Source organism: Streptomyces glaucosporus (assembly GCF_039533345.1).
In the GTDB taxonomy this organism is placed as follows: Bacteria; Actinomycetota; Actinomycetes; order Streptomycetales; family Streptomycetaceae; genus Streptomyces; species Streptomyces glaucosporus.
This window is the reverse complement of the sequence record NZ_BAAATJ010000003.1, coordinates 306,700-328,358: the sequence shown is the minus strand read 5'-3', so window position 1 is coordinate 328,358 and position 21,659 is coordinate 306,700. Positions and strand designations below refer to the sequence as shown.

Here is a 21,659-nt window from a genome sequence, read left to right as displayed (position 1 = left end):
GCTACCGGACGCGCGCCGCCGCCCGCTGCCGGAGCAGGCCGGCCACGGCCAGGGCCAGGGTGAGGCCGGCGGTGAAGGCGAGCTGGATACGGGTGGCGTCCTCGCGGAGCATCAGCAGCAGCACCGCGGCCACCGCCGCCAGCGACACCCAGGTCAGCACGGGGAACAGCCACATCCGCACCACCAGCTTCTCCGGCGCCTCGCGCTCCAGCCTCCGGCGCGTGCGGAGCTGGGAGACGGCGATGAAGCCCCACACCACCAGCACGGCCGCGCCCACCATGTTCAGCAGCCAGGTGAACACGGTGTCGGGCCACCAGAAGCTCAGCAGCACCGCGAAGAACCCGAAGGCCGAGGAGGCCAGCACCGTCCGGCGCGGCACACCGCCCGTCGTCTTCCCCAGGAAGGCGGGGCCCTCGCCGCGGCGGACCAGCGAGTAGGCCATGCGGGAGGCGCCGTAGATGTTGGCGTTCATGGCCGACAGCAGGGCCACCAGCACCACCGCGTTCATGATCTGCGCGGCGGCCGGGATGCCCAGGTGGTCCAGCACGGCGGCGTACGGGCCGGACAGCACCGACTCGTCGTGCCAGGGGATCAGTGTGACGATCACCAGCATCGAGCCGACGTAGAAGACCGCGATGCGCCACATCGCCGTGCGCACGGCCTTCGCCACCCCCCGCACCGGGTCGTGGGACTCGGCCGCCGCGATGGTCACCGTCTCCAGGCCGCCGTAGGCGAAGAGGGAGGCCAGCAGCCCGGCCACCAGGCCCTCGGCGCCGCCGGGGAAGAACCCGCCCTCGCCGGTGAGGTTGGCGGCGCCGGGGGACTCGGTGCCGGGCAGCAGGCCGAGCACGGCCGCGGCGCCCAGGAGGAGGAAGAGGACGATCGCGGCGACCTTCAGGGCGGCGAACCAGAACTCGTACTCGCCGAAGTTCCGCACCGACAGCATGTTGATCCCGCAGAAGACGGCCATGAAGACGGCGACCCACAGCCAGTCCGGCGTGCCCGGGAACCACCCGGACATGATCGCCGCGGCGCCCAGCGCCTCCACGGCGACGGCCACGCACAGCAGCGTCCAGAAGATCCACCCGGAGGTGAAACCGGCCCAGGGGCCGATCGCGCGCTCGGCGTGCACGGAGAAGGAGCCGGAGGCGGGATGGGCGGCCGACATCTCGCCGAGCATCCGCATCACCAGCATCACCAGCAGTCCGGAGAGCGCGTACGCCAGCACGATCGACGGTCCGGCGGCGGCGATGCCCGCCCCGGACCCGACGAACAGGCCCGCGCCGATCACGCCGCCGAGGGCGATCATGGACAGGTGCCGCTGCCGGAGGCCGTGGGCGAGGGGGGAGCTTTCGGGGCCGTCCGGGCTCCCGGTGGGGGAGCCGCCGGTCTTCAGGTCGGGCGTTCCGGGCATGGGAGAGGTGCCGTCCAAGAGGGGTCGGGAGTTCGGAATACGATGTTCCGGATTGGGTCAGTGTGGTGGCAGGCACCGCGCCAGGGCAATGAAGCACGCGACCTGTCCGCCATGCGGACGCCGTGGTGACCCTCCGTACGCCCCGGTGGGCGCGCCGGAAACACGGCAGGGGTCCCCCGGTCCGCCGTCGGCCGTACCCCACAACCCGGCCCGGCCGTCTTTTGTCGCCAATCTCACGGGGGAGCGGGGGCTAACGTCGGTTAACGTCAGGACGTTCCCCGAGTCCCAAGACAGCCACCCGACCGTCGCCGCGGCGGTCGCAACGACACCGGAGCCGTGAGATGAGCACTCCTGCCGTGAACAGCGCCATCGTCCGCCCGGGCAGCGTCCTCGCCGACGTCCTGCCCGCCTCCACCGCCGCCCGCGCCCGGCTGCGGGACGCGGCGCTGGTCGTCGGCGGCGCCGTGCTCACCGGCGTGGCCGCGCAGCTCGCCGTCCCCGTGCCGGGCTCCCCCGTCCCGGTCACCGGCCAGACCTTCGCCGCCCTCCTCGTCGGAGCCGGACTGGGCGCCCGCCGCGCCCTCGCCTCCCTCGGCCTGTACGCCGCCGCGGGCGCGGCCGGGGTGCCGTGGTTCTCCGAGGGCGCCTCCGGCGCGGCGATGCCCACCTTCGGCTACATCCTCGGCATGCTGCTGGCCGCCGTCGTCGTCGGCGCCCTGGCCCGCCGCGGCGGCGACCGCGGAGCGCTCCGCACCGCCGGGACCATGGCCGTGGGCACGGCGGTCGTCTACGCGGTCGGCGTTCCCTACCTGGCCCTGTCCACGGGCATGTCCGCCGGCGAGGCCGTCGCCGCGGGCCTGGTGCCCTTCCTGGTCGGCGACGCGCTCAAGGCGGCCCTGGCCATGGGAGCCCTCCCCGCGGCCTGGAAGCTGGTCGGCCGGAACTCGTGAACAGCGCCCCGAATAGACTCGGCCCCATGCGCGTCTACCTCGGCTCGGACCACGCCGGCTACGAACTGAAGAACCACCTCGTCCAGTGGCTGAAGGAGGCGGGGCACGAGCCCGTCGACTGCGGCCCGCACATCTACGACGCCGCGGACGACTACCCGCCCTTCTGCCTGCGCGCCGCGGAGCGCACGGCGGCCGACGGCGAGTCCCTGGGCATCGTGATCGGCGGCTCGGGCAACGGCGAGGCCATCGCCGCCAACAAGGTCGACGGCGTACGGGCCGCCCTCGCCTGGAGCGTGGAGACGGCGCGGCTCGGCCGGGAGCACAACAACGCCAACGTGATCAGCATCGGCGCCCGGATGCACACCGCCGAGGAGGCCGTCTCGTTCGTGGAGACCTTCCTCGCCACCCCGTTCACCGGCGACGAGCGGCACGTCCGCCGCATCGAGATGCTCGCCGACTACGAGCGGACCGGTGAGCTCCCGCCCATCCCCGCCCACCACCCGAAGCAGGACTGACCCGCACGTGCCGGAAGGCCACACCATCCACCGGCTGGCCGCCGACCTCGACGGGAGGTTCGGCGGCCGGCCCGTGCGGGCGTCCAGCCCGCAGGGCAGGTTCGCCGACGGCGCCGCCCTCGTCGACGGCCGGACGTTCACCGGCGCCGACGCCCACGGCAAGCACCTCTTCCTCGGCTTCGAGGGGGCGGCCGGGGGCGAGTGGATCCACATCCACCTCGGCCTGTACGGCGCCTTCGCCCACGGCGACGGGCCGCCCCCCGTCCCCGTCGGGCAGATAAGGCTCCGGCTGTCCACCGCCGAGGCCCCCCACGCGTACGCCGACCTGCGCGGCCCCAACACCTGCGAGCTGATCACCGAGGAGGGCAGGCGGGCGGTCGGCGAGCGGCTGGGCCCCGACCCGCTGCGCGCCGACGCCGACCCCGAGCGGGCCTGGGAGCGGATATCGCGCAGCCGCACCACGATCGCCGCGCTGCTGATGGACCAGAAGGTCGTCGCGGGCGTCGGCAACGTCTACCGCGCCGAGGTCCTCTTCCGGCACGGCATCGACCCCCACCGGGCGGGCAGGGAACTCGCCCGCGCCGAATGGGAGGCGATCTGGGCGGACCTGGCGGAGCTGATGCGCGAGGGCGTGCGCAACAACCGCATCGACACCGTACGGCCCGAGCACACCCCCGAGGCCATGGGGCGCCCGCCGCGCGTGGACGACCACGGCGGCGAGGTGTACGTCTACCGCCGCGCCGGAATGCCCTGCCACATATGCGGCGACGAGATCCGCACCGCCCCGCTCGTCGGCCGCAACCTGTTCTGGTGCCCCACCTGTCAGAAGGAGTGACCCCGGGCCGGGCGGCCCGGGCGCCGGACCCGGTGGATCAGAACCCGTGCGGCAGCCACGGCGCCACGGGGGAGGAGAACGCCGCCGCGGCCGCGGCCAGCGTGCCCGGCCGCAGTTCCCGCACCCGCCCGGCGCCGGCCAGCGCCGTCAGGGACACCCCGCCCAGGTAGGCCGCGCCCAGCTCCCGCACGGTCAGCGCCAGATCGGCGTCGTCGCCGGTGCGGACGCAGGAGGCGCCCGAGCCGTCGCCGGTCAGCCGCCAGCGCCCGGAGTTCCACGGGCAGAAGGCGTCCTCGACCTCCAGCACCACGTCCACCCCGGCCGTGTACGTCCGCGCCGCCAGGGCCGCGCCCACGTCGACCGGGCGCAGGTGCAGCGAGTCGCGGAGCCGGACACCGCAGCGCCGGACGTCCGAGACCAGGTGGAGCAGCGGGTCGTCCTCCGGGCGGTTCCGGGCCACCAGCGCCGAGGTCAGGTCGATCCCGAACAGGAAACGCCACAGCGCCGCGTACGCCGCCGGGTCCAGCGCCTCCAGATCGCGCAGCACGACCGTCCCCTTCGCCCCGGCCGCGTCCCACTCCGGCTTGACCGCGAACCGGGCGTACCCGCGCAGCTCGCCGCCGGACTCGGCCAGCACGCACTGCAGCGGCGACGCGCCGCCCCGCTCCCCCTCCGGGTCCAGCACGCCCAGCCGCTCCCACCCCGGAGCCCGCCGGAGCATGCCCGGACGGGAGGCCACCCGGCGCGCGTAGAGCTCCTCGCACTCCTTGAGCACTCCGGCGGGATCGGCCCGCCGGAGCCGGACCGCGTCCGTGCCCGGCGGCACCTCCAGGCGCACCCGGGAGGTGTCGATCTCGACGGACATCTGCCGGGTGGCGATGCCGTAGCCGAAGCGCCCGTAGATCGCCGGCTCGGAGGCGGTCAGCACCGCCAGCGGTTCCCCGGCCGCCCGCAGGTCGTCGAGCTGGCGCCGCATCATGGCGCGGAGGATGCCGCGCCGCCGGTGCGTCGCGGAGACGCTCACCGCCGTCACCCCGGCCGCGGGCACGACCGCGCCGCCCGGCACCGACAGGCCGAAGGAGAACGAACCGGCCGTGCCGACGATCTGCCCGTCGTCCCAGGCGGCGATCGCCCGGTCGGACTCGGTCAGGTCGCGCCACAGCGCCCGTTCCTCGGGAGCCTCGGGCACCCCCCCGAAGGCCAGTTCGAGATGGCCGTACCACTCTTCCCACTGGTCGCGGCCGAGTGCCCGCAGATCCGTGCTCGTCATGGACCCATCCCTATCAGGCGGGTGGAACGGGGGCGACTGAATATCGAACAGGGTTTCCGCCGCCCCGAATCGGGAATCGACGCGCCCCCGAACGGGTGGATAAGGTCCGGGTTATGGCAGGTCGTACGGGCAAGCCCCTTCCGACGACCCGGTGGTCCCGGGCCCGCAAGGCCCTGCACCGGGTCCGCACCGCCCTGCGCCGGTCCGCCGTCGACTACTTCCGCGGAGACGGTTCCGACTGGATCGCCTTCGCCGCGCTGACGGCGACCGTCCCCGCCCTCGCCTACGCCACGATCGCCGAGCCCCTGTGGTTCGCGCCCGAGAGCCTGGTGCTGCCGATCGTCGCGGGCGGACTGCTGCTGCGCCCCGCGAACCTGCTGATCCTCTACGCCGCCGCGGCCGGCGCGCTGATCGTGGAGGCCACGGTGCTCGGCCCGTACACCACGGGGCCGGGCCGGGTCACGCCCGGCACCATTCTGGTGGTCGGCGCGGTCGGGCTCTCCGGCCTGCTGATCGCCCAGTTCCGCAGCCGGGTCGGCGTGCCCTGGAGACGCGGCGGCACCATGCTCTTCGACCTGCGCGAACGCATCCGGGTCCAGAGCAAGCTGCCGAAGCTGCCCAGGGGCTGGCACCGCGAGATGGCCCTGCGGCCGGCGGGCGGCCAGTTCTTCTCCGGCGACTTCGTCGTCGCCGCCCGCACCGGGCCCGACCGCCGCATCCTGGAGGTCGTCCTCACCGACGTCTCCGGCAAGGGCATGGACGCCGGATCCCGCGCGCTGCTGCTGTCCGGGGCCTTCGGGGGGCTGCTGGGCTCCCTGCCCCCGCACGCCTTCCTGCCGGCCGCCAACGCCTACCTGCTGCGCCAGGACTGGCAGGAGGGCTTCGCCACCTCCGTCCACCTCGTCCTGGACCTCGACAGCGGCGACTACGAGCTGTACTCCGCCGGGCACGTCCCCGCGCTCCAGCTCCACGCGGGCAGCGGACGCTGGGAGGAGAAGGCGGGGGAGGGACCGCTCCTGGGCGTCTACGACGGAGCCCAGTTCGACGCGGTCAAGGGCAGTCTGCGCTCCGGCGACGTCCTGATGCTCTTCACGGACGGCCTGGTGGAGACCGCCGAGCGCGAGCTGACCGAGGGCATGGACCGGCTGACGGCGAGGCCGACCGCTATGTCGTCACCGGGTTCGAGGGGGCCGCGTGGCACCTGATCGAGGCCGTCGCCCGCGACGTCAACGACGACCGGGCCCTGCTGCTGATACGCCGTGACTGACGCCGTGACCGACCGGGAGGACACCATGGGGGCGCCGACGGCCGGAGGGTGGCCCGCCACCGAGGCGGAGGCGGTGGCCGAGCAGGAGCGGATCCGCGCGGCGGCGGACCTGTCGAGCCCCGGGCCCGCGCCCGGGGAGGTGCGCAGGATCGCCGGGGTCGACGTGACGTACGACGAGGAGAGCGACCTGCTGGTCGCGGCGGCCGTGGTGCTCGACGCGGACACGCTGGAAGTGGTGGAGGAGGCCGTCCACACCGGCCGCAGCCGCTTCCCGTACGTCCCCGGCCTGCTCGCCTTCCGGGAGCTGCCCGGGGTGCTGGCGGTGCTGGAGGAGCTGAGCGCCCCGCCCGAGGTGGTGGTCTGCGACGGCTACGGCTACGCCCACCCGAGGCGGGCCGGGCTGGCGGTGCACCTGGGCGTGCTGACCGGGCTGCCGTGCTTCGGGGTGGCCAAGTCGCCCTTCGTCTTCGACCACGCCGAGCCGGGGCCGCTGCGCGGCGACTCCTCACCGCTGCTGGACCCGCTCCGGTCCCCGCCGGAGGTGGTGGGCCGGGCGCTGCGCACCCGGCCCGGGGTCAAGCCGGTGTTCGTCTCGGCCGGCCACGGGATCTCCCTGGACCACGCCTGCGCCCACACGCTGCGACTCACGCCGCGCTACCGCCTCCCGGAGACGACGCGCGGCGCCGACGGCCTCAGCCGCAGGGCCCTGAGGGAACTCAAGGCCGGGCGGCGGGAGCCGTACGGCGCCGCGGAACGGTAGACCCACGGGCGGCCGGCGGGGGCGCTCAGCGGGAGGCGGGCACCCTGGCGGCGGGGACGTCCGCGCCTCCGCCGCCCTGCCCGGCGGCGCGCTCACGGGCGGCCTCGGCGGCGTCCTTCCTGAAGAACCACGCCATCCTGGGCTCCATCACGAACCGGAACGTCCGCTGCACCGGACCGGTGCACAGCAGCGTGCCCACGGCCGCGGCGACGGCCGTCACGGCGAGGATGCCCAGCGGCTCGGTGAGCCAGGCGTGGGTGTCCATCACCTCCTCGGCCCGGAGCCACCGGATGAGGAAGCCGTGCAGCAGGTAGCCGTACAGCGTCCCGGCGCCCAGCGCGGTGAACCACATGTGGCGCCGGGGGACCAGGGCGAGGAAGCAGGCGGTCAGCAGCAGCGAGCAGCCCAGCAGCGCCAGGTTCATCAGGACGCCGACCCACCAGGGCACTCCCAGCTCCGGGCCGCTGTCGCGGTGGTAGAACCACTCGAAGTTCATCCTCGGCGCCGCCCAGTAGGAGAACGCCAGGGCCACCGCCATGACCGGCACGGCCAGCAGCCGCGCCTCGCGCCGCCGCACGAGTTCGAAGTGCTCGGGCCGCAGGCACAGCCCGATGACGAAGAACGGCAGGAACTGCAGCACCCGCTGGAAGTCCAGGTCGTTGCCGATGTCGGGGGAGGCGGAGGCCAGGAGCGAGATCGCCAGGGCCAGCGGAACGGGCCAGCGCACGATCTTCCACAGCGGGGTGGTCAGCCGCCACACGAACAGCGCCACCAGGAACCAGGTCAGGTACCAGGGGTCGAGCAGGCTGACGGGGTAGTCGGTCACGCCCTCCACACGGCGCTTGACGAGCAGGGTGTAGGCGGTCTCGAAGACCACGTACGGCACGACCACGCCGGTCACCAGCCGCCGCAGCCGGTCCGGGCGCATGTCGAAGCTGCGGGAGAAGTAGCCGGAGATCACGATGAACGCCGGCATGTGGAAGGTGTAGAGGAAGTTGTACGCCGCGTTCACGGCCCGTGAGTCGGAGAGCATCAGTCCCCAGGTGTGACCCACGACGACCAGGACGATGGCCAGGTACTTGGCGTTGTCGAAGAACGCGTCCCGCTGCCTGGTCCCGCCGGACTGCCGGACTCTCCCGGGTCTTCCCGCGGGTCCGGCCGGTGGGGCCTCGGGGCCGGCCGGGACCGGCTGCTCGCCCGTGTCGAGCCGGGCGGGGGGAAGCGGGGAGCGCTCGTAGCCAGCGTGGAACATCTGCCGCACCTTAGTGGAAGGCCTTCCGTGGGTGAATTCGCGGTGATCCGAGTACCCCCGGCGGATGAATTATTCCAGACCGCCGATGGATTGCCCTGCCCCGGAGCCTGTGGGACAGGAAGTGTCCGGCAAGGGGCTTTTGACCGCATTCGAGCGCGCCTTATGGGCGAAATGCCCGCCAAGGTGGCGTTGTTTTTTGATCGATTCGGTTCCCGGGTGATTCGTGCCACAATGCCGCCGAATTCACTTCCGGAGAGCCGCCGGCGGCGTCGGCGGATGATCCGGACGGGGTGGTCGTTGCATGTTGCACTCAACGGGTCCGGCAGACGTCTCCGGGACCCCGGCGACCCGGCGCCGCGCCTTCGGGCGGCCGGCCGGGGAGGGGCGCCGGGAGCGGCCGCGGTGACACGCCCGGGCCCGGCCGATCCGCCGACGGCCTACGTGCGCACGGCAGTTGGTGGCACGATGGTGCTCTGCGGGGACGCGGCGGAGGGTTCCCGGGCCGGCGCGGCCGGCGCAGAGGCGTTGCGACCGAGGGTGTGATCAGTTGTGGCCATTTCACTGTCAGTGGTGCTGCTCTTGGCGGTCATCATGGTCGTGCTCATCCGCGGCGGTTCCCTGAAGGCCGGGCCCGCGCTCGTCGCGGTCCTCTTCGGTTTCTTCCTGGCCTCCACGGGCATGGCCCCGGCGATAAACCGCTTCTTCAACTCGCTCGCCGAGTCGATCAACCAGATCAGTCTCTGAGGACCGGTTCCCGAAGACGGCGAACGGCCCGGCTCCCGAGAGGGAGCCGGGCCGTTTCCCGTGGAGCGGGCGACGGGAATCGAACCCGCGTAGCCAGTTTGGAAGACTGGGGCTCTACCATTGAGCTACGCCCGCAGCGCCACCGCGGATCACGGACAGGCAGATCATAGCCAACCGGTCACACCGCGTGCGGCACGCTCTGCATCGTACGGCATGTACGCTACGTGTCGCACGGACGGGGTGTGGCGCAGCTTGGTAGCGCGTCCGCTTTGGGAGCGGAAGGTCGTCGGTTCGAATCCGGCCACCCCGACCACGTACTATGAAAGACGCGCCTGCCGGTGTCGTGTCTGCGTACGGGGCGCCTCGAGAAGTAAGAGTTCCCAGCAGTCAGCCCCAAGGAGACCGACCGTGAAGAGCGCCGTGGAGACCCTGAACCCCACTCGGGTTCGGCTCACTGTCGAGGTGCCCTTCGAGGAGCTGAAGCCCAGCCTCGACGCGGCGTACAAGAAGATCAACCAGCAGGTCACGGTGCCCGGCTTCCGCAAGGGCAAGGTCCCCGCCCGGGTGATCGACCAGCGCTTCGGCCGTGGTGCGGTCCTTGAGGAGGCGGTCAACGACGCGCTCCCGAAGCTCTACCAGGAGGCCGTCGAGGAGGGCGAGCTCAGCCCGCTGGGCCAGCCCGAGGTCGACATCACCGAGCTGAAGGACAACGAGCTCCTCGCCTTCACCGCCGAGGTCGACGTCCGCCCCGCGATCGAGATCCCGGACTACTCGGGCATCGAGGTCACCGTCGACGCCGTCGAGGTCGCCGACGAGGACGTGGAGAAGGCGGTCGGGCAGCTGCGCGAGCGCTTCGCCTCCACCACCGTGGTCGAGCGCCCCGCCGCCGAGGGGGACGTCGTCAAGGTCGACCTGGAGGCCAAGGTCGACGGCGAGGTCCTGGAGGACGGCGTCGCCAAGGGGATCGACTACGTCATCGGCTCCGGCGAGCTGCTGGACGGCATCGACGAGGCCGTCACCGGCCTGGAGGCCGGCGGCTCCGCGACCTTCACCTCCGAGCTCAAGGGCGGCTCCGCCGCGGGCCGCGAGGCCGAGGTGAAGGTGGACGTCACCTCCGTCTCCGCCCGTGAACTCCCCGAGCTGGACGACGACTTCGCCCAGATGGCCAGCGAGTTCGACACCATCGAGGAGCTGCGGGCCGACACCCGCAAGCGCCTGGAGCGGATGAAGAAGTACGACCAGGCCACCCAGGCCCAGGAGAAGGTGCTCGACGCCCTGATCTCCCTGGTCGAGGTCCCGATCCCGGAGAAGCTCCTCCAGGACGAGATCAACACCCGCAAGCACAACCTGGTCAACCACCAGCTTCCGCAGCTCGGCATGGACCTCGCGGCCTACCTGCGGATGCAGGAGAAGTCCGAGGAGGAGTTCGAGGCCGAGCTCAAGGAGCAGGCGGAGAAGGGCATCCGGACGCAGTTCATCCTGGACGAGCTGGTCGCCAAGGAGAAGCTGAACGTCAACCAGGAGGAGCTCACCGAGCACCTGGTGCGCCGTGCCCAGTCCTCCGGCATGAGCCCCGACCAGTTCGCCCAGGCCATCGTCGAGAGCGGCCAGGTGCCGATGCTGGTCGGCGAGGTCGCCCGCGGCAAGGCTCTCGCGCTGGTCGTGGAGGCCGCCAAGGTCACCGACAGCAACGGTGAGGTCGTCGACCTGGAGGACGAGGAGGACGAGGCCGAGGACGGCGAGACCGCCGAGGCCGCGACCGCCGAGGCGGAGGGCGCCGAGACCTCCTCCGAGGAGTCCGCCGAGCAGGGCGGGGAGAAGTCCGAGGGCTGACCCCGGGGCGCCACCCGCCTGCCCGAACGTTCCAGGGAACGGGCCCGTACGCGAACCGCGTGCGGGCCCGTTCGCGTACGGCGGAACACGCCGACCTCACCTGCGGGAACGCTCCCTGCGCTAACAGCGAACAGTTCTCGGACCGGGATGGCGCAGTCGGACCCGCGCGTTAGGGTCCAAGTACACGAAGACTCAGAGACGGCCCAGTGAGAGACGAGCCGTCCGTTACACGAGCAGGTGGACACGTGAAGCTTCCGATGCCCTACGCCGCCACCGAGCCGACCATCGGTGGCCTCGGCGACCAGGTCTACAACCGACTGCTCAACGAGCGGATCATCTTCCTCGGCCAGCCGGTCGACGACGAGATCGCCAACCGGATCACCGCTCAGCTGCTCCTCCTGGCCGCTGACCCGGACAAGGACATCTACCTCTACATCAACAGCCCGGGCGGCTCGATCACGGCCGGCATGGCGATCTACGACACCATGCAGTACATCAAGAACGACGTGGTGACCATCGCGATGGGCCTGGCCGCCTCGATGGGCCAGTTCCTGCTCAGCGCGGGCACCCCGGGCAAGCGCTTCGCGCTGCCGAACGCCGAGATCCTCATCCACCAGCCCTCCGCGGGCCTGGCGGGATCGGCCTCCGACATCAAGATCCACGCCGAGCAGCTGCTGCGCACGAAGAAGAAGATGGCGCGCCTGTCGGCGCTGCACACCGGCCAGACCGAGGAGCAGTGGAACCGCGACGCCGACCGCGACCGCTGGTTCACCGCCCAGGAGGCCAAGGAGTACGGACTGATCGACGAGGTCTACGGCTCTGCCTCGCAGCTTCCGGGCGGTGGCGGCACGGGCGCGTGAGCCCGGACGTTCCGCAGCCCCACGACCGCAGCCAGCTCACCTCACCAGGACGGTGCACAGCCCCATGAACAGTCAGCACACCTTCCCCGGCGCCGGGATCTACGACCGGCTCCAGGCCCGCTACGACGGGCCGGCGGCCGAGGCCCGGTACGTCGTTCCGCGCTTCGTGGAGCGCACCTCGCAGGGCGTGCGCGAGTACGACCCGTACGCCAAGCTCTTCGAGGAGCGCGTCATCTTCCTCGGCGTGCAGATCGACGACGCCTCGGCCAACGACGTCATGGCGCAGCTGCTGTGCCTGGAGTCGATGGACCCCGACCGGGACATCTCGGTCTACATCAACTCGCCTGGTGGCTCCTTCACGGCGCTGACGGCCATCTACGACACGATGCAGTTCGTCAAGCCGGACATCCAGACGGTCTGCATGGGCCAGGCGGCCTCGGCCGCGGCCGTGCTGCTCGCCGCCGGCACGCCCGGCAAGCGGATGGCGCTGCCCAACGCCAGGGTGCTGATCCACCAGCCGTACACCGAGACCGGCCGCGGCCAGGTCTCCGACCTGGAGATCGCGGCCAACGAGGTGCAGCGGATGCGGACGCAGCTGGAGGAGATGCTCGCCAAGCACTCCAACAAGCCGATCGAGCAGATCAGCCAGGACATCGAACGGGACAAGATCCTCACCGCCGAGGAGTCGCTGGAGTACGGGCTGATCGACCAGATCATCTCCACTCGCAAGACCTCGGTCGGGCTCGGATAATTCCGCCGAACCCGCTTGATTCCCCTGAATACCCGCGTCCCCCTCGGGTCGAGTCGGTCCGAGGGGGGCCCATTCGGGGGGTCGGGCAGGGTACCGTCTTAGGGGGTCCGGGGGCCGCCCCCGCCAAGGCCCAGAGCAAGCACCCGGGTTCGTGGAACTCGACGGATCCCAGGCGAAGGAGAAGCACCTCGTGGCACGCATCGGAGACGGCGGCGATCTGCTCAAGTGCTCGTTCTGCGGCAAGAGCCAGAAGCAGGTGAAGAAGCTCATCGCGGGGCCGGGCGTGTACATCTGCGACGAGTGCATCGACCTCTGCAACGAGATCATCGAGGAGGAGCTCGCGGACACCTCCGAGACGCGCTGGGACGAGCTGCCCAAGCCGCGGGAGATCTACGAGTTCCTGGAGAGCTACGTCGTCGGTCAGGAGGCCGCGAAGAAGGCCCTCTCCGTCGCCGTCTACAACCACTACAAGCGGGTTCAGGCGGGTGAGAACGGCGGTTCGCAGGGCCGGGACGACGGCATCGAGCTGGCCAAGTCCAACATCCTCCTCCTCGGTCCCACGGGCTCCGGCAAGACGCTGCTGGCGCAGACCCTCGCCCGGATGCTGAACGTCCCCTTCGCCATCGCCGACGCCACCGCCCTGACCGAGGCCGGCTATGTGGGCGAGGACGTCGAGAACATCCTCCTGAAGCTGATCCAGGCCGCCGACTACGACGTGAAGAAGGCCGAGACCGGGATCATCTACATCGACGAGATCGACAAGGTCGCCCGCAAGAGCGAGAACCCCTCCATCACCCGGGACGTCTCCGGGGAGGGCGTGCAGCAGGCGCTGCTGAAGATCCTGGAGGGCACCACGGCCTCCGTGCCGCCGCAGGGCGGGCGGAAGCACCCGCACCAGGAGTTCATCCAGATCGACACCACGAACGTGCTGTTCATCGTGGGCGGCGCCTTCGCCGGCCTGGAGAAGATCATCGAGTCCCGGGCGGGCGCCAAGGGCATCGGCTTCGGCGCCACGATCCGCTCCAAGCGCGAGATCGAGGCGAGCAACCAGTTCGAGGACGTCATGCCCGAGGACCTGGTCAAGTTCGGCATGATCCCGGAGTTCATCGGCCGCCTGCCGGTCATCACCTCCGTCCACAACCTCGACCGCGAGGCCCTGCTGAAGATCCTGGTCGAGCCGCGCAACGCGCTGGTCAAGCAGTACCAGCGGCTCTTCGAGCTCGACGGGGTGGAGCTGGACTTCGACCGCCCGGCGCTGGAGGCCATCGCCGACCAGGCGATCCTCCGCGGCACGGGAGCACGGGGCCTGCGCGCGATCATGGAGGAGGTGCTGATGTCGGTGATGTACGAGGTGCCCTCCCGCAAGGACGTGGCCCGCGTGGTGATCACCGCCGACGTCGTCCACTCCAACGTCAACCCCACCCTGGTGCCGCGGACCCGCGGCGACCAGGGCCCGCGGGAGAAGAGCGCGTAGGGCCGAGCCGCAGTCGTGAGGGAAGGCGCCCGGCGGGAGATCCCGCCGGGCGCCTTCGCCGTGTCCGCCGCCCGCGCATCCGTGCCGTCCGGGAGCGGCGGGTCACTTCGCGACGCGCAGGTCCTGGCGCATCTTGCCGAGCAGCTCGGCCATGCCGTCGAGGTCGTGCGGAGCCTGCCTGCCCACCGGCGTGACCGTGCCGAAGGTGCTGTAGTCGGCCCAGGCGCACACGTGGATGGACTCCGGGTCGCCGGGCTTCACCTCCGTGCCCTCGGCGGGGACCATCTTCTGGCACTGGACCAGGGCTCCGTCGGCTCCCTCGGGGGTCACCTCCTGGGGCTCGCCCTCGAACTCGGTCTTCTGGTTCGAGGGGTCCTTCTGCATCTCGGCCCGCATGAGGGCGAAGAAGGCGTCGAGGGTCTTTCCGGGGTCCTTCACCTCGCCGTAGACGCCGGAGAAGACCACCATGTCCGTCAGCGTCGCGATGGAGTCCTCCGCGGCGCCGGTCGGCTTGGTGCCGCTGTAGCCGGCGGCGACGCTGGTGGGGTTGCCGACGGGAAGCTTGGTCTTCAGGGTGTCGTCCTGCCCGCTCCGGCCGTCCGTGTTGGGGACCTTGTACATCCCGCCGGCGGTGTCCTTCAGCTCCAGCTTGTGCGGGCCGTCGTCCGCAAGGTCGCCGCCACCACCGCCGAAGACCAGCCAGGCGCCCACCGCGAGCGCGGCCACGACCGCGACGGCGCCGATGACGATGCCGGCCTTCTTGCCACCGCCGCCGCCCTGCTGGGGCGGGGGGACGTAGGGGCCGGGCTGCTGGGGGTACCCCGGCTGCTGGCCGTAGGGATCGGGCTGCTGGGGATAGCCCGGCTGGGGCCCGTACGGGCCGGGCTGCGGCGGGTAGCCACCCTGCTGGGGGTGGCCCTGCTGCTGGGGGAAACCGTGCTGCTGCGGATATCCGGGCTGCTGCGGGTAGCCGTACCCGGGCTGGCCCTGCGGCTGCTGCGGGTAGCCGTAGCCCGGCTGCTGCGGAGGCTGCTGGCCGTACGGGCCGGGCTGCGGCGGCGGCTGGCTGTAACTCATGACGGGTTCCCCCTTTGTTGGACATGCACATGAACAGCAGCCCCCATCCTCGCGGATGGCGGCTCTCCCCGGCGCCGCCGGTCCCCAAACCGATTCGAGACTGCGACAATGTCGCCCGTACACTGGCGGTCGTGACCGAGAACACTCAGCAGAGCCCGACCCCCGCCGGGGCGGAGCCGTCGAACAGCGCCCATGCCAGTCTGCCGACCCAGTACGTTCCGGCCGAGGTAGAGGGGAAGCTGTACGAGCGCTGGGTAGAGCGCGGTTACTTCGAGGCGGACGCCGGCAGCGACAAGCCGCCGTACACGGTCGTCATCCCCCCGCCCAACGTCACCGGCAGCCTCCACCTGGGCCACGCCTTCGAGCACACGCTGATCGACGCCCTCACCCGCCGCAAGCGCATGCAGGGCTTCGAGACGCTGTGGCAGCCGGGCATGGACCACGCGGGCATCGCCACCCAGAACGTCGTCGAGCGCGAGCTGGCCAAGGAGGGCAAGTCCCGCCACGACCTGGGCCGCGAGGCGTTCGTCGAGCGCGTGTGGCAGTGGAAGGCCGAGTCCGGCGGGCAGATCTCCGGCCAGATGCGGCGCCTGGGCGACGGCGTCGCCTGGTCGCGCGAGCGCTTCACCATGGACGAGGGGCTCTCCCGCGCAGTCCAGACGATCTTCAAGCGGCTCTACGACGACGAGCTGATCTACCGGGCCGAGCGGATCATCAACTGGTGCCCGCGCTGCCTGACGGCCATCTCCGACATCGAGGTGGAGTACGCCGACCAGGACGGCGAGCTGGTCTCCATCCGCTACGGCGAGGGCGAGAACTCCATCGTCGTCGCCACCACCCGCGCCGAGACGATGCTCGGCGACACCGCCGTGGCGGTCCACCCCGGTGACGAGCGCTACGCCCACCTCGTCGGCACCGAGATCGAGCTGCCGCTCACCGGCCGCCGTATCCCGATCGTCGCGGACGAGCACGTCGACCCGGAGTTCGGCACGGGTGCCGTCAAGGTCACCCCGGCCCACGACCCGAACGACTTCGAGATCGGCCGCCGCCACGACCTGCCCGCCGTCACGGTCATGGACGAGCACGCCGTGATCACCGCCCACGGTCCGTTCCAGGGCCTGGACCGGCTGGAGGCCCGCTCGGCGGTCGTCGCCGCGCTGCGCGCCGAGGGGCGGATCGTCGCCGAGAAGCGCCCGTACGTCCACTCCGTCGGCCACTGCTCGCGCTGCAAGACCACCATCGAGCCGCGGCTGTCGATGCAGTGGTGGGTCAAGGTCGGTCCGCTGGCGAAGGCCGCGGGCGACGCGGTCCGCGACGGCCGGGTCTCCATCCACCCCAAGGAGATGGCCAAGCGCTACTTCGACTGGGTGGACAACCTCCACGACTGGTGCATCTCCCGCCAGCTGTGGTGGGGCCACCGCATCCCCGTCTGGTACGGCCCGAACGGCGAGACGGTCTGCGTCGGACCGGACGAGGAGCCCCCGAGCGGCGAGGGCTGGCACCAGGAGAGCGACGTCCTGGACACCTGGTTCTCCTCCGGCCTGTGGCCCTTCTCCACGCTGGGCTGGCCGGAGAAGACCGAGAGCCTGGAGAAGTTCTATCCGAACTCCGTCCTGGTCACCGGGTACGACATCCTCTTCTTCTGGGTCGCCCGGATGATGATGTTCGGCCTGTACGCGATGGACGGCACCCCGCCGTTCCACCAGATCGTGCTGCACGGCATGGTCCGCGACCAGTTCGGCAAGAAGATGTCGAAGTCCTTCGGCAACGTCGTCGACCCGCTGGACTGGATGGACAAGTACGGCTCCGACGCCGTCCGCTTCACCCTGGCGCGCGGCGCCAACCCCGGAGTCGACGTGCCCATCGGCGAGGACTGGGTCCAGGCGTCCCGCAACTTCGCCAACAAGGTCTGGAACGCCACCCGCTTCGCGCTGATGAACGGCGCCACGGTCGAGGGCGACCTGCCCGCGCCCGAGGAGCTGTCGCCGACCGACCGCTGGATCCTCTCCCGGCTGAACACGGTCGTGGCGGAGGTGGACGCGTACTACGACGACTACCAGTTCGCCAAGCTCTCCGACCTCCTCTACCACTTCGCGTGGGACGAGGTCTTCGACTGGTACGTCGAGCTGTCCAAGACCACCTTCGCCGAGGGCGGCCAGGCCGCCCGCCGCTCCGCCCGCGTCCTGGGCGAGGTCCTGGACGTCACGCTGCGGCTGCTCCACCCGGTGATGCCGTTCGTCACCGAGGCGCTGTGGACGACGCTGACCGGCGGGGAGTCCGTCGTGATCGCCGACTGGCCGGCCGACTCCGGCTTCCGCGACGCGGCGGCCGAGCGGGAGATCGCCGAGCTCCAGCAGGTGATCACCGAGGTCCGCCGGTTCCGCGCCGACCAGGGCCTCCAGCCCGGCCAGCGCGTCCCGGCCCGGCTGACCCTGGACGGCACGGCCCTGGCGGCGCACGAGGCGGCCATCCGCTCCCTGTCCCGGCTCACGCCGGCGGGCGAGGACTTCCAGCCCACCGCGTCCCTGCCGGTGGCGGGCGCGAAGGTCGAGCTGGACCTCTCCGGGGCGATCGACTTCGCGGCCGAGCGCAAGCGGCTGGCGAAGGACCTGGCGGCGGCGGAGAAGGAGCTGGCCCAGACCACCGCCAAGCTCGGCAACGAGGGCTTCCTCTCCAAGGCCCCCGACCAGGTGGTCGAGAAGATCCGCGCCCGCAAGGCGCAGGCCGAGGCGGACATCGCCCGGATCTCGGCCCAGCTGGAGGCGCTGCCGCAGGGCTGACGCCGCCGGCACACCGGCACGACGGTACGGCCGCGGCCGCCACCCCCGCCCGGGCGTGGCGGCCGCGGCCGTCTCCGTACACTGAAACAGTGAGTGAGCACCCCCCGCACGACGGTTCCGGCAACGGCCACGACGACGAGCCCGACCTGGTCGAGAAGTTCGACGAGATCATCGGCGCCGAGACCGACCGCGACCCCGACATGGCCGTGATCGAGGCGGGCAGCCGCACCCTCCGCACCCAGGCGGGACCGCCCCCGGGCGACCTGCCCACCCGGCCCGCGGACCCCGAGCTGGACCGGGCGCTGCGCGAGGTGGAGGACGAGCTGGTGGGGCGCTGGCCGGAGACGCGGCTGGACCCCTCGCTGAAGCGCATCGCCGCCCTGATGGACGTCCTGGGCGAACCCCAGCGCTCCTACCCTTGCATCCACATCACCGGCACCAACGGCAAGACCACCACCGCCCGGATGATCGAGGCGCTCCTGAGCGCCTTCGACCTGCGCACCGGCCGCTACAGCAGCCCGCACGTGCAGGCCATGACCGAGCGGATCAGCCTGGACGGCGCGCCCATCGCACCCGAGAGGTTCATCGAGACGTACCGGGACATCAAGCCGTACGTCGAGATGGTCGACGCCTCTTCCGAGCACCGGCTGTCGTTCTTCGAGGTGCTGACCGGCATGGCCTACGCCGCCTTCGCCGACGCCCCCGTGGACGTGGCGGTCGTCGAGGTCGGCATGGGCGGGACCTGGGACGCCACCAACGTGATCGACGCGGGCGTCGCCGTCGTCACCCCGATCTCGCTGGACCACACCGACCGGCTCGGCGACACGCCCGGGAAGATCGCGGAGGAGAAGTCCGGCATCGTCAAGCCGGGCGCCACCGTCGTCCTGGCCCAGCAGCCGGTGGAGGCCGCCTCGGTGATCCTGCGCAGGGCCGCGGAGACGGACGCCACCGTCGCCCGCGAGGGGCTGGAGTTCGGCGTCGTCGCCCGCGAGGTCGCCGTCGGCGGCCAGCTGCTGACCCTGCGCGGGCTGGGCGGCGAGTACCCGGAGGTCTTCCTGCCGCTGCACGGCGCCCACATGGCGCACAACGCCGCCGTGGCGCTGGCCGCCGTGGAGGCGTTCTTCGGCATCGGCGCCGAGCAGGTCCGCACCCTGGACATCGACGCCGTCCGCGCCGCCTTCGCCTCCGTGACCTCGCCGGGGCGCCTGGAGGTGGTGCGCCGCAGCCCGACCGTCGTGCTGGACGCCGCCCACAACCCGGCGGGCGCGCGGGCCACGGCCGAGGCGGTCACCGAGGCGTTCGGCTTCAGCCGCCTGGTCGGGGTGGTCGCCCCCAGCGCCGACAAGGACGTGCGGGGGCTGCTGGAGGCCTTCGAGCCGATCTTCGCCGAGGTCGTGGTCACCCGTAACACCACCACCCGCGCCATGGACGTGGACGAACTCGCGGCGCTGGCCGTGGAGGTCTTCGGCGAGGAGCGGGTCCAGGTCGAGCCCCGGCTCGACGACGCGCTGGAGGAGGCCGTCACCCTGGCCGAGGAGGAGGGCGAGTACGCCGGTGCCGGCGTACTCGTCACCGGCTCGGTCTTCACCGTCGGCGAGGCCCGGCTGCTCCTCGGAAAGGACCGTTGATGCGCACGCTCTGCGCCTCCACCCTCATCGGCGAGTTCCTCGTCATCGGTTTCGCCGGACTGGTGGCGATGAGACTCGGCGACCTGCCGGCGACGACGGTGTGGACCGTCAGCGGTGTGGCGATGGCGCTGTGCCTGGTGCTGTGCGGCGTGCTCGGCCGGCCCGGGGCGCTGCAACTGGGCTGGGCGCTGCAGATCGGTCTGATCGCGTCCGGCTTCGTCGTCCCGGCGATGTTCTTCCTCGGCGCGCTCTTCGCCGGGCTGTGGTGGGCGTCGGTCCACTTCGGCCGGAAGATCGACGAGGCCAAGGCCCGCTTCGCGGCCGGGGCCGACACCGTCTGACAGGTGGCGCCGCCGGGTTTCCGGCGGCGCCGCTGTAGCCTTTCGAGCACTTGTGAATCCCTTGTTCCGCCGCACTCCGAAGGAGCCGCAGCCCATGAGCCAGCGCACTCTCGTCATCCTCAAGCCCGACGCGGTCAGGCGGGGCCTGATCGGCGAGATCGTCGGACGGATCGAGCGCAAGGCCGACTGGCGGATCAGCGCGATGGAGCTGCGCACGCTGGACCGCGAGACGCTGGAGCAGCACTACGCCGAGCACGTCGGCCGCCCGTTCTACGAGCCGCTGCTGGAGTTCATGGCGTCGGGTCCGGCCGTGGTGATGGTGGTCGAGGGCGAAAGGGTGATCGAGGGCGTCCGCGGTCTGGCGGGCCCGACCGACCCGATCGCCGCGCCGCCCGGCTCCATCCGGGGGGACTTCGGAACGATCGTGCGTGAGAACCTCATCCACGCCTCGGACTCCGAGGAGTCCGCGGAGAGGGAACTGAAGATTTTCTTTCCCTCACACGGATGACGGCGTGTCATCTTCGCGAATCTCTTGACCTGGGGCGATCGATGGAATTCGATCGCCCCACAGTGAATCCACCCCCACTCGGGGGAACGAATCACCCGGACGCGACGTCAGCCCTTACGGGGATGGCACGCGTTCCGCCGACAATGACGGAGGAGGAACCCTCCCGCCGCGTTCGAACGAGCGCGACTACGATGGAAACTTCTCCGCGCCCCTCAGCGCACGCTGTCGTCCTCCCTCTCACATCGCTCCAGTTGGAAGGCCTGACGTATCCTCATGGCGAACAACATGTCGTTCATCGGCCGTGACATGGCTGTCGACCTCGGGACCGCCAACACGCTGGTGTACGTCAGGGGTCGCGGAATCGTCCTCAACGAGCCGTCGGTCGTCGCCATCAACACCAACACCGGCGGAATCCTCGCGGTCGGCGCCGAGGCGAAGAAGATGATCGGCCGCACCCCTGGCAACATCGTGGCGGTCCGCCCCCTGAAGGACGGCGTCATCGCCGACTTCGAGATCACCGAGCGGATGCTCCGCTACTTCATTCTCAAAATCCACAAGCGGCGTTACCTCGCGCGCCCCCGGGTGGTCGTCTGCGTTCCCTCCGGTATCACGGGCGTCGAGCGCCGTGCGGTCATCGAGGCCTCGACGCAGGCCGGTGCCAGGCAGGTGCACATCATCGAGGAGCCGATGGCCGCCGCGATCGGTTCGGGCCTTCCGGTCCACGAGGCGACGGGCAACATGGTCGTCGACATCGGCGGCGGCACCACCGAGGTCGCGGTGATCTCCCTCGGCGGGATCGTCACGGCCCAGTCCATCCGCGTCGCGGGCGACGAGCTGGACAACGCGATCATCCACCACATCAAGAAGGAGTACAGCCTCCTCCTCGGTGAGCGCACCGCCGAGAGCATCAAGATCTCGATCGGCTCGGCGTACGACATGGAGGCCGACGAGCACACCGAGGTCCGCGGCCGCGACCTGGTCAGCGGGCTGCCGAAGACCGTGGTGATCTCGGCCGCCGAGATCCGCAAGGCCATCGAGGAGCCCGTCAACTCCATCGTGGACGCGGTGAAGACGACCCTCGACAAGTGCCCGCCCGAGCTCTCCGGCGACATCATGGACCGCGGCATCGTGCTCACCGGGGGCGGCGCCCTCCTGCGCGGTCTGGACGAGCGGCTGCGGCGGGAGACGGGCATGCCCATCCACATCGCCGAGAACCCGCTGGACTCCGTGGCGCTGGGCTCCGGCAAGTGCGTCGAGGAGTTCGAGGCGCTCCAGCAGGTGCTCGACTCGCAGCCGCGCCGGTGACGGCGGCGGGACCGGGGAGCCCTCCCGGTCCCGCCGCCGTCACCGGGCACGGCGCGGAGCCGTCCGGGCCGCGGCGCCCCGCCCGGCCGCCGGGC

At 71.3% G+C, this 21,659-nt stretch carries 18 protein-coding genes, 2 tRNA genes and 1 pseudogene; 16 read left to right on the top strand and 5 right to left on the bottom strand.

The features are described 5' to 3' along the window. Position 1 precedes the first annotated feature (1 nt). Positions 2-1,414 carry an amino acid permease gene (locus ABD358_RS05715; protein ID WP_425576252.1) on the bottom strand — a complete coding sequence of 471 codons (1,413 nt, stop codon included), beginning with the start codon at positions 1,412-1,414 and terminating at the stop codon, positions 2-4. A 341-nt stretch (positions 1,415-1,755) separates the two neighbouring features. On the opposite strand from ABD358_RS05715, the gene ABD358_RS05710 reads away from it, so the two are divergent. Genes ABD358_RS05710 through ABD358_RS05700 form a run of 3 tightly spaced genes read left to right on the top strand, consistent with a single transcriptional unit; the run spans position 1,756 to position 3,714 of the window. Continuing rightward, positions 1,756-2,364, top strand: a complete 609-nt coding sequence (locus ABD358_RS05710) for a biotin transporter BioY (protein WP_344629726.1) — start codon at positions 1,756-1,758, stop codon at positions 2,362-2,364. A gap of 26 nt (positions 2,365-2,390) precedes the next feature. After that, entirely contained in the window at positions 2,391-2,879 is a 489-nt protein-coding gene (locus ABD358_RS05705) for a ribose-5-phosphate isomerase (protein ID WP_344629725.1), read from the top strand. 7 nt (positions 2,880-2,886) lie between these two features. Next, positions 2,887-3,714 carry an Fpg/Nei family DNA glycosylase gene (locus ABD358_RS05700; protein WP_344629724.1) on the top strand — a complete coding sequence of 276 codons (828 nt, stop codon included), beginning with the start codon at positions 2,887-2,889 and terminating at the stop codon, positions 3,712-3,714. A 37-nt stretch (positions 3,715-3,751) separates the two neighbouring features. Here ABD358_RS05700 and ABD358_RS05695 read toward each other — a convergent pair whose 3' ends face one another. Next, positions 3,752-4,984, bottom strand: coding sequence for a GNAT family N-acetyltransferase (locus tag ABD358_RS05695; RefSeq protein WP_344629723.1), 1,233 nt, complete (start codon positions 4,982-4,984; stop codon positions 3,752-3,754). Positions 4,985-5,097: 113 nt separating this feature from the next. Here ABD358_RS05695 and ABD358_RS05690 point away from each other — a divergent pair. Both ABD358_RS05690 and ABD358_RS05685 read left to right on the top strand, forming a co-directional pair. Beyond that, positions 5,098-6,251 (top strand): annotated as a pseudogene (locus ABD358_RS05690) (PP2C family protein-serine/threonine phosphatase). Between the two features lie 25 nt (positions 6,252-6,276). Further along, a complete protein-coding gene (locus ABD358_RS05685) occupies positions 6,277-7,011 on the top strand; it encodes an endonuclease V (protein ID WP_344629804.1) in 735 nt (244 codons plus the stop codon). A gap of 25 nt (positions 7,012-7,036) precedes the next feature. Here ABD358_RS05685 and ABD358_RS05680 read toward each other — a convergent pair whose 3' ends face one another. Then, a complete protein-coding gene (locus tag ABD358_RS05680; protein ID WP_344629722.1) occupies positions 7,037-8,263 on the bottom strand; it encodes an acyltransferase family protein in 1,227 nt (408 codons plus the stop codon). 549 nt (positions 8,264-8,812) lie between these two features. Between ABD358_RS05680 and ABD358_RS05675 the strand changes: the two genes are divergently transcribed. Further along, entirely contained in the window at positions 8,813-9,007 is a 195-nt protein-coding gene (locus ABD358_RS05675) for a hypothetical protein (RefSeq protein ID WP_344629721.1), read from the top strand. A 61-nt stretch (positions 9,008-9,068) separates the two neighbouring features. Here the strand turns inward: ABD358_RS05675 and ABD358_RS05670 are convergent. Continuing rightward, positions 9,069-9,142: transfer RNA gene (locus tag ABD358_RS05670), tRNA-Gly, on the bottom strand. A gap of 101 nt (positions 9,143-9,243) precedes the next feature. On the opposite strand from ABD358_RS05670, the gene ABD358_RS05665 reads away from it, so the two are divergent. The 5 genes from ABD358_RS05665 to clpX all read left to right on the top strand — a co-directional run bounded on the left by ABD358_RS05665 (position 9,244) and on the right by clpX (position 13,925). Next, positions 9,244-9,320 (top strand) — tRNA-Pro (locus ABD358_RS05665). Between the two features lie 95 nt (positions 9,321-9,415). Next, positions 9,416-10,840, top strand: coding sequence for a trigger factor (tig, locus tag ABD358_RS05660; RefSeq protein ID WP_344629720.1), 1,425 nt, complete (start codon positions 9,416-9,418; stop codon positions 10,838-10,840). A gap of 257 nt (positions 10,841-11,097) precedes the next feature. After that, complete coding sequence (locus ABD358_RS05655; RefSeq protein ID WP_324921986.1) at positions 11,098-11,700, top strand: ATP-dependent Clp protease proteolytic subunit; 603 nt, start codon at positions 11,098-11,100, stop codon at positions 11,698-11,700. 64 nt (positions 11,701-11,764) lie between these two features. Further along, on the top strand, positions 11,765-12,451 hold the full coding sequence (locus ABD358_RS05650) for an ATP-dependent Clp protease proteolytic subunit (RefSeq protein ID WP_344629719.1): 687 nt from the start codon (positions 11,765-11,767) through the stop codon (positions 12,449-12,451). A gap of 190 nt (positions 12,452-12,641) precedes the next feature. After that, the gene (gene clpX / locus ABD358_RS05645; RefSeq protein ID WP_344629718.1) at positions 12,642-13,925 is read left to right on the top strand and encodes an ATP-dependent Clp protease ATP-binding subunit ClpX; all 1,284 of its coding nucleotides are present in this window, start codon (positions 12,642-12,644) and stop codon (positions 13,923-13,925) included. Between the two features lie 102 nt (positions 13,926-14,027). Here clpX and ABD358_RS05640 read toward each other — a convergent pair whose 3' ends face one another. Beyond that, complete coding sequence (locus tag ABD358_RS05640; protein ID WP_344629717.1) at positions 14,028-15,002, bottom strand: hypothetical protein; 975 nt, start codon at positions 15,000-15,002, stop codon at positions 14,028-14,030. Positions 15,003-15,133: 131 nt separating this feature from the next. On the opposite strand from ABD358_RS05640, the gene ABD358_RS05635 reads away from it, so the two are divergent. The 5 genes from ABD358_RS05635 (at position 15,134) to ABD358_RS05615 (ending at position 21,564) form a co-directional block, all read left to right on the top strand. Further along, a complete protein-coding gene (locus ABD358_RS05635) occupies positions 15,134-17,782 on the top strand; it encodes a valine--tRNA ligase (RefSeq protein WP_425576251.1) in 2,649 nt (882 codons plus the stop codon). An 89-nt stretch (positions 17,783-17,871) separates the two neighbouring features. Next, entirely contained in the window at positions 17,872-19,410 is a 1,539-nt protein-coding gene (gene folC, locus ABD358_RS05630) for a bifunctional tetrahydrofolate synthase/dihydrofolate synthase (protein ID WP_425576250.1), read from the top strand. Then, positions 19,410-19,751 (top strand): DUF4233 domain-containing protein, encoded by a 342-nt coding sequence (locus ABD358_RS05625; RefSeq protein ID WP_344629716.1) that lies wholly within the window; start codon positions 19,410-19,412, stop codon positions 19,749-19,751. Before folC ends, ABD358_RS05625 begins: the two co-directional genes overlap by 1 nt. A 94-nt stretch (positions 19,752-19,845) precedes the next feature. Beyond that, positions 19,846-20,259: a nucleoside-diphosphate kinase gene (ndk, locus tag ABD358_RS05620; RefSeq protein WP_344629715.1), complete on the top strand. Its 414-nt coding sequence runs from the start codon at positions 19,846-19,848 to the stop codon at positions 20,257-20,259. Positions 20,260-20,544: 285 nt separating this feature from the next. Beyond that, on the top strand, positions 20,545-21,564 hold the full coding sequence (locus ABD358_RS05615) for a rod shape-determining protein (RefSeq protein WP_344629801.1): 1,020 nt from the start codon (positions 20,545-20,547) through the stop codon (positions 21,562-21,564). Positions 21,565-21,659 lie beyond the last annotated feature (95 nt).